The sequence below is a fragment of the Microcystis sp. LE19-195.1E genome, from assembly GCF_027532095.1.
Classification (GTDB): Bacteria; Cyanobacteriota; Cyanobacteriia; order Cyanobacteriales; family Microcystaceae; genus Microcystis; species Microcystis aeruginosa.
The window spans coordinates 1-10027 of the sequence record NZ_JAPZSZ010000008.1 but is presented as its reverse complement, the minus strand read 5'-3'; the positions used below and the strand labels follow the sequence as shown (position 1 = coordinate 10027).

Here is a 10027-nt window from a genome sequence, read left to right as displayed (position 1 = left end):
ATTCTAGCAAATAGAGAGAATTCTTGTCCATTAAGAAATGTTACAAATTACATGGGTACATTAAGAAAAGTTAAGGGGGTACATCCATTGATGGATAAGGGTTTTGGGCTATTATGGTATATATGTATGGGGGAAGTTCAGCTATACCCTTCCCAACAACGTGGAAAATCTCCTTCTCACTGGCACTGGTAATCTTAATGGTGCGGGTAATGGCTTAAATAACCAGATTACAGGGAATAGTGGCAATAATAACCTCAATGGTGCTGCTGGTAACGATACCCTCAATGGTGCTGCTGGAATCGATACTTTAACCGGTGGGACAGGGACAGACATCTTTATCTTCCAGTTTAGTCAGTCCACCTCGGCAGCCCTAGACCGAGTTACGGATTTTGCTATTGGTACTGATAAGATTGACCTGCTTAGTCAAGCTGGTGCGGCAATTAATGCCCCTGTCGCTTTTACCCGGGCAACAGATAGCACCACGACCAATATTAACACCATTGTTACTAATGTCTTTACCGATGCTAATGGGGCAACAGCCGGAAATCAAGCTCTCGGAATTAACAGTGCTGTTTTAGTGCGGGACAATAGTTCTTCTACTTACCTAATTATCAACGACGGTACGGCGGGTTTCCAAAGTGCTAATGATTTGGTGATTAATCTTACTGGGTTAACGGGTACTTTACCGGCGCTCGGCACTATTGCGGTCAATAGTTTCTTTGTCTAAATTAATGGGGGGATTAATTCTCCCCTTTTAATTGTCTTTGATGATGAAAGTGAGGTAATCGTGCAATGGATACCCGATTAAAATATCAAGGTATTATTAAGACTGTTCTCCAGAATCAAGCTAACTATCGTGCTACTTTTCCTGATGGCTACACTTCTCAGGTTATATTTGATGATGAACGAGGACATTATCTAGTTTTAGATTTCGGTTGGAGTGGTAATAAGTATCTCCATGCAACACCAATTCACCTTAGCTTGGTTGTCGATAAAGTCTGGATTCAATGTGATGAAACGGAGGAAGGTATAGCTACTGATTTGATGGAGGCAGGTATTCCCAAAGAAGATATAGTTCTGGGTTTTCGTTATCCTAAAGTACGCAAATATACGGGATTTGCTGTGGCTTCGTGACCAGAAATGTTGAATCTATACATAAAACTTTATACACAAGCTGACGAGAACATGATAGTCATTAAATTCCATACTTTCTAGGGCTAATTCTGTCCAATTATGGCTTAAAAAAGTCTCTAACAAAATCTACTAATTCTGATAAGGGACTAATAAAATCTTGGGATTTTTGTCTGTTTAAATCTGTCTCTTTTTCATTATCCAATTTTTTGGCCAAAAATGCTTTATCAAAAAATTTTAACATTCCTCGTTGTTGAGGATTGTTAATTTCGTTGTAAAAATTAACTGTAACAAAACAGATAAGAGGAATTTCTGGAACATTATAGTTAATGCCGTATTTTTCCTTAATTTTAGAGCCATGATCATTAGCTATTTCTAACAAAAGTTTCCATTTATAGGTTTGCGATGCTCTTTCTCGCAAAGAAGTTTTTAACGATAAAATTATACATTTAGGATAGGGTATTTCTTGATTATTACTATCACTTATATTTGCGGAAGTATGGTAAGAATAAATGATCAAATCACAATCTAGTTTTTGTTGTTCTCCATCACCCAATTTAATAGTCGATATATTTTCAAATCCTCGAACAGCGGATTTTTTATTAGTTATATAAATATGTTGATCAATATTCTTGATTTCCTTATTTTTGAGAAAAATATAGATAACCGCATAGGAAAATATGTTTCCTACCACAGCTTTGGCAGTTTGTTTTTCATCTTTAATCAATCCCTGAAGCTTTCTTTGTTTAATAATTTTTTCTACTTCATCTTTTGAGCCTTGAATAACTTCATAGAGATAATTGAAAGCATTTTGATATATCTCCACATCTTGAATTGCTAAAATAGCGTCTATTTTCGAGATCACCGGTTGCATATAATAAGCATTCTTAATTGTCTCGATTAATTCATTTTCCTGAGCATTAAAGCTATAGATATCAATCATAAATCTTTAGGACTAAAAAACTAGGGTAAGTTCTAATTGTTTGATAATTGTATTTTTGCGAGATGAATCAAGCAAATTTTTCTGATCTAAAATAGGATTATTAAGACTTAGCAATATCTCCCTTCCTATTGCCTCTACTACAGGAGGTACAACCGCATTACCAAACTGTTTATAAGCTTGATTATCAGATACAGGAATAATGAATTTTTCAGGAAATCCCATCAATCTTGCACATTCTCTTGGTGTTAGACGACGGGGATTTTTTCCCTGTTGAGGGATCAAAATTTCGGAACCATCTTTATAATATCTAGCACTCAAAGTTCTGGCAATACCCTCTAAATTAACCAATCCATAACCGAAACCATTCCCTTTTTCTTTATGTTTATCAGCATACTTCTGTAAGTAATCCCAGAGATGATCTGTTAAAGTATATTTACTATTAACTTCCCCTTCAAGAATATCTTTAATTTTAGGATGAATATCTGGTATTTCTGGAAAAATAAATCGGCTAGGTTTCTCAAACCCAACAATAAAAATTCTTTTTCTGTTCTGGGGAACAAGAGAACGAGCATCTATGACCTGATAATAAATATGATAATTTAAATCCTCTGATAGGGTATTTTTAATCACTTCAAATGTTTTACCCTTGTCATGACTCTGTAAATTTTTGACATTTTCTAAAATGAATGCTTTCGGTCTTTTTTCTCGAATAATTCTGACAACCTCGAAAAAAAGTGTTCCTTGAGTGGGATGATCAAATCCGTGGCGAGTACCTAACGCATTGTGTTTAGTTACTCCAGCTATGCTAAAAGGCTGACAGGGAAACCCAGCCGTCAATATATCATGATCTGGTATTGTTAAAGCGGGAATTAAAGTAATATCCCCTTCGGGACTATCGTTAAAATTAGCTTCGTAGGTTTTTCGAGAAAATTTATTCCACTCCGAGGAAAAAACACACTGACAACCCAGATTTTCAAAAGCTATTCTAAAGCCTCCAATACCGGCAAATAAATCGATAAATTTGACCATTTTACCTTAATATTTTCCTAGGGATGATATTCCCTGATTATAACCAACAAGATAGCTAAAGTACAAGTGAATTAACCACCTTAATCCTGTTTTAATTGTTAAGATAGATACGACTGATTTTCCTAGCAGCCCAAAATAATTCAGTCGCACCTTTTTGACATTCAAATCAAATCGGGAAAAACTTCGCGCACTGCTGGATGAATTAACCGATGATTGGCGACATTTAACCCCTTAGCGAGGGAAACATCTTGATCCAAAGCTTTTATGCCATGGTCGGCTAATTTAATAACGTAGGGTAGGGTACTATTATTTAAAGCTTGGGTTGCCGTCCAGGGTACTGCCCCAGGCATATTAGGCACCCCATAATGTACTACTCCCGACTCCAGGTAAGTCGGTTGACTGTGGGAAGTGGCCCGCAGAGTTTCCACGCAGCCGCCTTGATCCACTGCCACATCGACAATTACAGAACCAGGGTTCATTTTGGCGACTAAAGAGCGAGAAACTAGAGTCGGCGCTCGTTTTCCTAAGACTAGCACTGCCCCAATCAATAAATCGGCCTTAGGAACCACATTTTCTAATTGTGCCGGGCTACTATAAAGCAATTCTACCCGGGAACCGAATAAAGTTTCTAAATAGGCCAAGCGCTCGACGTTAATATCTAAAATAGTTACTTTTGCCCCCATACCGATGGCAATTCTGGCCGCTTCCGTACCCACCACACCACCGCCAAGGATAACCACTTGTCCAGGACTCACCCCGGGGAAACCCCCCAGTAAAACTCCCCTACCTCCCTGTTGTTTTTCCAGATAGCGGGCCCCAAATTGTACCGAAAGACGACCGGCAATAACACTCATGGGAGTTAAGAGAGGCAAGCGACCATCAGCAAGCTCGACCGTTTCATAAGCGATCGCAGTTGTTCCCGACTCGATTAATGCTTCCGTTAAATGGCGCTCGGCAGCTAGGTGTAAATAGGTGAATAGGAGAGCTTCCTTGTTTAAAAAGCCGTATTCTGTCTTAAGCGGCTCTTTTACCTTGACAACTAGCGGTTTATCCCAAACTTGGGCCGCTTTTTCCACAATTTTGGCCCCAGCTTTTTGGTAATCTTCATCGCTGAATCCAGCACCCAATCCGGCGGCCGTTTCCACAAATACCCTATGACCGCGATCATTGAGTACACGCACACTACTGGGACTTAAACCGACGCGAAACTCTTGATCTTTAATCTCTTTGGGAACACCTATTTCCATGGTTTGCTTCTGGGGGACTATTTCTAACTACTTTAGCCTGTTAGTCCTAGTCTGCGAGTTATCAGGCATACTATTTGGAAATTTTAGCGACTTTTTTGGTATTCTTCGAGCAAATCGATTAAATCTATCTGACATTTGCTGGGTAACAAATCCGCTAGAGAAACTTGCAGATGACCACCTCCGAGGGTGACTTTTATCTCCCGCAGGATAGACATGACTGCATTCTCGCTTAAGCTGTCGTTTTCGAGCAAAGGGAAGACTTTTTCGGCAACGACGCTGTGTAAATGTGCTTCCCGGAGATAGAGATGCCATTTAGCCACGTCAATGTAGATATTGTCGCCGATTTGGGCCGCCAGATTTTCGATGTCCTGAGTTGTGTTAGCCATGGGATGTTAGCGAGTAGTTAGCGATCGCCGCTATATAAATCAAATGTCCCACCAATAGAATAGCCCAAATTCCCGTGAACAGATTTAACCAAGTCCAATCGGAAAATTTAATGATATGAAAAAACCACAACCCTGAATTAATCGCTAAAAAAGCCGCCACATGAACGGCGAAATTCATGCGATCATCTAAACGTCGGAAAGCGGGATCGTTTTTGCGATCGGGTTGACGGGGCCAACGAGGAGGCATAAGCAGTGATCAGTGATCAGTTATCAATTATCAGTGTACCGGTTTTTTTAGCTAAGTTAAGCTCAATCTCTGCCCATCCCTTTACTGTTGCCAAAGTGCCTATCCTAACCAAGAAGTTAATTTTGTCCTATCACTTATCTACTGGTGGCGATTTCCACTTCGGGTAAGATTTCTAAAGATAAACGGGTTTTGACAGTACCAGAAAGACGTTTAAGCAGTTGTGGGCGTAAATCGCGCAGAATATAGATTAATTCGTCTCCGGTGCGCCATTCTTCCCTTTCTGTTACTACCTGTAGGGAATTATCGCGACGCAATAGTAGGGGCAGCAGTTCGCCATTTTCAATTAATTTAGTTAATCTGGTCTGTTGTTCGCTCAAATCATTGCCTTTAAAGATAGTTTTACCCAATTTAATCTGATTATCGTCTAAATACTGATTCCATTCCTTGACCGAAAAACTAGGGAGAAAAACCTGATTAACCTTATTTTTATCTGGGTTAGGGGTTCCCGCAAAGGCAGCCAACACCCGGGGAGGATGAAATTCCTCGCTGGCTCTTTGGGCTAAAACCAGATTAACCTCGCTATTATTAGTCAAAACCAGAAAAGTCCCCATGGATTCGATGCCTGCTTCTTGCAGTATTTTTGTATCAAGTCCGCTACTCTGCAGCACCGTCAAACCGTCTTCTTCTGCTTGCTGACAGGCCCTGGCATCCGTATCGATTAAAACCACGTTTTCCCCTTGTTCTTGGAATAAACAACCGATTAAGCGACCTAGGCGATTACAACCGACGATTACTGCTCCTGTTGCCGCAGAAGAAGTGATTTTTAGCCCTTTTGCCACCCACCGCGCCGTTAATCCCTGAATAAAAACGGTCATTAAAATTGTTAAAAAGACTAAAGCTTTGATCGCTTCACCGCCATTAATACCGGCACGGGTGAGTAAAATGGCAAATAAAGAAGCTACGGAGGCAGAAACGATTCCTCTAGGGGCAACCCAAGCGATAAATAGCTTATGTCGCCAATTTAGGTCACTTTTTAGGGTACACAGAGCCACACTCAGGGGACGTACCACCAGCATCAAGACTAGCACCGTCAGGACGCTGCCCCAACCCAAAGCGATGACACTGGCGATCGAAAGATCCGCCGCTAGTAAAATAAACAGTACCGACACGCAAAGAGTCGTTAATTGACCCTTAAAACGCCTTAATAACCGCTCATCGGGAACTGCCGCCGCTTTTAGCACAATTCCCGCCATTACTACCGCCATTAACCCCGATTCACTGCGACTAAATTGCGATAAACCAAATAACCCCCAGACTCCCGCTAAAACCACGAGATTCTTTAGCTCAAAAGTCAGAAAATTGCAAGTTTTTATAATAAAACTTAACAATCCGCCTCCAGCAATGCCGATCGCCGCCCCGATGCCTAAACGCAGGGTTAAACCGGTGATGATTTCCATGGGGCGGGCATGACTATCAATAATCGTATTTAGCACCACTACGGCTAAAATTGCGCCCACAGGGTCGATTAATACCCCTTCCCCTTCCAAAAGCGTCGCCACCCGTCGATCTACGGCTACTTGCTTCAGCAAAGGCCCGATCACTGTCGGACCGGTTACCACCACTAAAGAAGCGTAAAGAAAAGCGATCGGCCAAGGAAATTCCCCCAACCAGTGGGCCGCCATACCGCCACCGATGAGAGTGATGGAAGTACCGAGGGTGACAAGATTGCGTAAACTGCCAGAAACTCGCCCTAATTCCCGTCCGCTTAGGCTTAAACCGCCTTCAAATAGGATAATCGCCACAGAGAGAGCAACAAGGACTTCTAAGCCAATTCCCAGACTTTGGGGGTGTAAAATTTCCCAACCATCGGACCCTAAAGCAATCCCAAAAATGAGCAGGAAGACAATACTGGGAACTTTCAGGTATTCGGCAATGACTTGGGCTGTAATCCCCGCCACCACAGTGATGACAATTTGCAGGGTAAGGGCGAAAGATGGATCCATGTTTAGCGATCGGTTATCGGCTATCGAGGCGGGGTTATGGTTGGGGTTTAATGATTCTAATTATAGTTTTGATTCCCGCTTCGGCCCGGTCGGGAGGAAATAAGCATAACAAGCTCCAGAAAACGGGTTTCTTTGAGAAACCCGTTTTCTATGGCAATTAAGCTTTATCACTGCCTTGCTTTGGCTTTAACTGGCGTTTAACCAAGGCACCCAGGCCTAATAAGCCTAACCCTAAAACCGTACTGGGTTCAGGGGTGGAAGCAGCAGCAGACTGTCCAAAGGTGAGATTGTCAATAATGGGACTCCAAAACAAACTTTGTTGGGTTAGTTCAATTTTACCAATACCTGCTATATCTTGGTATCCGAAAAAGACAGGAACACCAGTACCCGCAAGACCAATGGGGGAAATAGTATCTAAGACCGTCGAATCATCAGTACCAAAAATAGTGACAGTCGCTGTATCACCAAATCCCGTGAAAGCACGCAAGTCAAGGCCAAAGGCATTAACTGGTACGCTAAAGTCAATGTTCATCGGTTTGCCAGCAACTAGCTCTTTAGAAGGAGAACCAACATAATTTGCTCCATTCCACTGAAGGTTAGAAGAGCCGCCAACAAACGTGACACCGTTAACCACTAACCCTGGACCTTGACCATTAACCACAGTAGAGGAATCTAATGTTGCTGTTCCCGATAGTCGAGCATCACCATCAGGCACATTGTAGTTTTCAAAGTTTTCAGTGACTCCTGACCCTCCTAGAATAGTATTTAACTGAGTGCGGTCGCTGATGATAGTTCCAGCAGAAACCCGATGGATACCAAAAGTCATGGTAGCTGCGAAAACTGCGCTAGTAGCTAAGGAAATTTGTTTCAGTGAAGTTGTGGTATTCATTGACAATTTTGGAGAAATTTTACCAAAAAGCATATCACCCCCCCGATTTTGTCAAGTATCGCTGTTTTTCTCGATTTTATACGGTTTTATCTATGTTTTTCATCTCCAGAAAACGGGTTTCTCAAAGAAACCCGTTTTCTATGGCAATTAAGCTTTATCACTGCCTTGCTTTGGCTTTAACTGGCGTTTAACCAATGCACCCAAGCCTAACAGTCCCAACGCCAAAACGGTACTAGGTTCGGGAACTTTCTGTCCTGTTACGGTTAAGGGAAAAGAAACCCCTTGAGCCGGATTACCACTGCTGATGGTAATCCAAACATTTGGGGCAGCCGAGTTGTTAAACTGCCGTGCATTTCCATTTACAGTTACGGGATTTCCTCCTGAAGTTGTCATTAGAAAAGGAGTAAAAGCAGTTGTACCGCCTGTGGGTGACAGCCCCGTTAGTTGGTAGTCTGCCCAGTAAGTGCCTGGCGCAAGAGTAAGACCAGAACCACTGAAATTGGCGGCAATGTTCATCACTGGGCGTTGGGCATTGTTTAACACGCCATTGGCAGTGCGGTAAACGCCAGTCCAGTTAGTAGATAGTAGATTTGTGGACGAACCCAGGATATTACTTCCAGCAAGACCGGGGGCATTGTCCCAAATATTAACTGAGATGCCAGTAAAAGGTGAAGCAGGGGGAAACCCATAAGTTGATGTCATGTAACCCATCACCGATACCTTATCGATCGCCCACAGTCCTGCATCAGAAATGGTAAAGCTTTGTGCCAAGCGCGTTACAGTCGCCCCCCCTGAAGTCACAGTAGCAGAGGCTTGACTGACATCTGATCCGTTGAATCCTGCACCTGGGTTGGTGACGATATTTGTCTGGCTAAATAGAGTAGTTGCCTGTGCGGGCAAGCTAACTACCGTTCCGACGGTGACAGCAGTTGCCATCCCGATTGTTGTACCGAGAAAATCTGAGACAGGCTTTAAGGAACAGGAGCGGCTTAAGAATGAGCTTTTTTGAGTAGCCATCGGTTTATTCGGGTAAATTATGTGAAAAAGCTTATCACCCCCCCCGATTTTGTCAATTATCGCTGTTTTAATCGATTATATAGTGTTTTATCTCTGTTTTTCGTCAAATCTTCTGGGTTGAGGGGGAGTGAGGAGCGATCGCCCCCTATTCCAGAAACAGGGTTTCTTCAAGAAACCCGTTTTCTAAGCTGTTTTGTATTTATGAAATAAGCTAAAATCGAATCAACTCGTTGCCCTCGCCTTATGTTTTCTATCCAAACTACCTACACTCAAGCTCAAGAAAATTTAGCGAGCCTTCTGGATCGACTGGAAAGCGAGAATAGTATGGCGATTATTACTCGCCCCGGTCATAAAGATATGGCACTATTAAGCGCAGAGGAATTAACTGCCCTATTAGAAACTGTTTATCTTTTGCGATCGCCTGCGAATGCTCGAAAGTTATTGGCAGCACTTGAACGTTCAATGGAGAGGGACGTTAAAACAATACCGGGACAGACAGTTACAGAACTTTGTCAGGAGTTAGGAATTGAACGCCAAGAGTCGGGCAATTGTCTTTGACAGCCAATTTCGAGAAGATTTAAGATGGTGGTATAAAACAGATAAAAAAATCGCCTTTCGCCTACTCGATCTTGTAGAATCTGTCACTGCCGATCCCTTTACTGGAATAGGCAAACCAGAACCCATAAAGTATCTTGAAGCTAATACCTGGTCACGCCGAATTACCACAGAACACCGTCTAGTCTATCGAGTCAAAGATGACCGCATCGAGTTTTTAGCAGCGCGATATCACTATACTTAAACAGATGATGAAGGAAACAATTACGATTACCCTAACCCCTGAACTGAAGACAATTTTAGATGATTTTGTGCAAGCAGCAGGAATTTCTCCTAACGAGTTAGTGTGCCAAGCGATTGCCGATTATTTATTCATTCATAAATCTCGGTCTCTAGGTTCTTCATTAATGAAAAAATCCCCTGAGAGGTACTTTCAAATTAGAACTCTTGCAAATTAATTATATGTTATAATGATGGGTTAACTAATTTTCCCCAAAAAATTAGTTAATCAGTACATTTGTCCTGAATGAAAACTTGAAGTTTAACTTTTAACTCAAAACTCTTTAGAGCTGCTTTAATT

Annotated in this window: 13 protein-coding genes and 1 pseudogene; 6 read left to right on the top strand and 8 right to left on the bottom strand. The window is 42.0% G+C overall.

The features are described from left to right. Window positions 1-124: 124 nt before the first annotated feature. Both O9300_RS00395 and O9300_RS00390 read left to right on the top strand, forming a co-directional pair. Window positions 125-727 (top strand): annotated as a pseudogene (locus O9300_RS00395) (bluetail domain-containing putative surface protein); the annotation flags it as partial. A gap of 65 nt (window positions 728-792) precedes the next feature. Further along, window positions 793-1134, top strand: coding sequence for a XisI protein (locus tag O9300_RS00390; RefSeq protein ID WP_287969359.1), 342 nt, complete (start codon window positions 793-795; stop codon window positions 1132-1134). Window positions 1135-1231: 97 nt separating this feature from the next. Here O9300_RS00390 and O9300_RS00385 read toward each other — a convergent pair whose 3' ends face one another. The 6 genes from O9300_RS00385 to O9300_RS00360 form a co-directional block, all read right to left on the bottom strand. Continuing rightward, entirely contained in the window at window positions 1232-2074 is an 843-nt protein-coding gene (locus O9300_RS00385; protein WP_287969357.1) for a BsaWI family type II restriction enzyme, read from the bottom strand. A 12-nt stretch (window positions 2075-2086) separates the two neighbouring features. After that, window positions 2087-3103, bottom strand: a complete 1017-nt coding sequence (dcm, locus tag O9300_RS00380) for a DNA (cytosine-5-)-methyltransferase (protein WP_287969353.1) — start codon at window positions 3101-3103, stop codon at window positions 2087-2089. A 161-nt stretch (window positions 3104-3264) separates the two neighbouring features. Beyond that, complete coding sequence (gene ald, locus O9300_RS00375) at window positions 3265-4350, bottom strand: alanine dehydrogenase (protein WP_287969348.1); 1086 nt, start codon at window positions 4348-4350, stop codon at window positions 3265-3267. Between the two features lie 83 nt (window positions 4351-4433). Continuing rightward, window positions 4434-4736, bottom strand: a complete 303-nt coding sequence (locus O9300_RS00370; RefSeq protein ID WP_002761852.1) for a DUF3181 family protein — start codon at window positions 4734-4736, stop codon at window positions 4434-4436. Next, on the bottom strand, window positions 4729-4983 hold the full coding sequence (locus tag O9300_RS00365; protein WP_287969345.1) for a hypothetical protein: 255 nt from the start codon (window positions 4981-4983) through the stop codon (window positions 4729-4731). Before O9300_RS00365 ends, O9300_RS00370 begins: the two co-directional genes overlap by 8 nt. A 134-nt stretch (window positions 4984-5117) precedes the next feature. Beyond that, window positions 5118-6986, bottom strand: a complete 1869-nt coding sequence (locus tag O9300_RS00360; protein WP_287969341.1) for a cation:proton antiporter — start codon at window positions 6984-6986, stop codon at window positions 5118-5120. Between O9300_RS00360 and O9300_RS00355 the strand changes: the two genes are divergently transcribed. Continuing rightward, window positions 6977-7147, top strand: coding sequence for a hypothetical protein (locus O9300_RS00355; RefSeq protein ID WP_287969338.1), 171 nt, complete (start codon window positions 6977-6979; stop codon window positions 7145-7147). The two genes, O9300_RS00360 and O9300_RS00355, sit on opposite strands and share 10 nt — an antisense overlap. Here the strand turns inward: O9300_RS00355 and O9300_RS00350 are convergent. Both O9300_RS00350 and O9300_RS00345 read right to left on the bottom strand, forming a co-directional pair. Then, window positions 7144-7875 (bottom strand): PEP-CTERM sorting domain-containing protein, encoded by a 732-nt coding sequence (locus O9300_RS00350; protein WP_287969336.1) that lies wholly within the window; start codon window positions 7873-7875, stop codon window positions 7144-7146. The two genes, O9300_RS00355 and O9300_RS00350, sit on opposite strands and share 4 nt — an antisense overlap. 147 nt (window positions 7876-8022) lie before the next feature. Next, entirely contained in the window at window positions 8023-8892 is an 870-nt protein-coding gene (locus tag O9300_RS00345) for a PEP-CTERM sorting domain-containing protein (RefSeq protein WP_287969334.1), read from the bottom strand. 243 nt (window positions 8893-9135) lie between these two features. Between O9300_RS00345 and O9300_RS00340 the strand changes: the two genes are divergently transcribed. Genes O9300_RS00340 through O9300_RS00330 form a run of 3 tightly spaced genes read left to right on the top strand, consistent with a single transcriptional unit; the run spans window position 9136 to window position 9905 of the window. Next, entirely contained in the window at window positions 9136-9450 is a 315-nt protein-coding gene (locus tag O9300_RS00340; protein WP_287730521.1) for a type II toxin-antitoxin system Phd/YefM family antitoxin, read from the top strand. Further along, entirely contained in the window at window positions 9419-9691 is a 273-nt protein-coding gene (locus O9300_RS00335; RefSeq protein WP_002763656.1) for a Txe/YoeB family addiction module toxin, read from the top strand. The genes O9300_RS00340 and O9300_RS00335 overlap by 32 nt, the downstream gene beginning before the upstream one ends. 7 nt (window positions 9692-9698) lie before the next feature. Next, complete coding sequence (locus O9300_RS00330) at window positions 9699-9905, top strand: hypothetical protein (protein ID WP_287969331.1); 207 nt, start codon at window positions 9699-9701, stop codon at window positions 9903-9905. Window positions 9906-10027 lie beyond the last annotated feature (122 nt).

Coding starts and splice junctions, on each gene's coding strand:
- O9300_RS00365 (WP_287969345.1), bottom strand. CDS start 4,983: ATGCCTCCTCGTTGGCCCCGTCAACCCGATCGCAAAAACGATCCCGCT.
- O9300_RS00350 (WP_287969336.1), bottom strand. CDS start 7,875: ATGAATACCACAACTTCACTGAAACAAATTTCCTTAGCTACTAGCGCA.
- O9300_RS00345 (WP_287969334.1), bottom strand. CDS start 8,892: ATGGCTACTCAAAAAAGCTCATTCTTAAGCCGCTCCTGTTCCTTAAAG.
- O9300_RS00355 (WP_287969338.1), top strand. CDS start 6,977: ATGGATCCATGTTTAGCGATCGGTTATCGGCTATCGAGGCGGGGTTAT.
- dcm (WP_287969353.1), bottom strand. CDS start 3,103: ATGGTCAAATTTATCGATTTATTTGCCGGTATTGGAGGCTTTAGAATA.
- ald (WP_287969348.1), bottom strand. CDS start 4,350: ATGGAAATAGGTGTTCCCAAAGAGATTAAAGATCAAGAGTTTCGCGTC.
- O9300_RS00340 (WP_287730521.1), top strand. CDS start 9,136: ATGTTTTCTATCCAAACTACCTACACTCAAGCTCAAGAAAATTTAGCG.
- O9300_RS00360 (WP_287969341.1), bottom strand. CDS start 6,986: ATGGATCCATCTTTCGCCCTTACCCTGCAAATTGTCATCACTGTGGTG.
- O9300_RS00385 (WP_287969357.1), bottom strand. CDS start 2,074: ATGATTGATATCTATAGCTTTAATGCTCAGGAAAATGAATTAATCGAG.
- O9300_RS00390 (WP_287969359.1), top strand. CDS start 793: ATGGATACCCGATTAAAATATCAAGGTATTATTAAGACTGTTCTCCAG.
- O9300_RS00330 (WP_287969331.1), top strand. CDS start 9,699: ATGAAGGAAACAATTACGATTACCCTAACCCCTGAACTGAAGACAATT.
- O9300_RS00370 (WP_002761852.1), bottom strand. CDS start 4,736: ATGGCTAACACAACTCAGGACATCGAAAATCTGGCGGCCCAAATCGGC.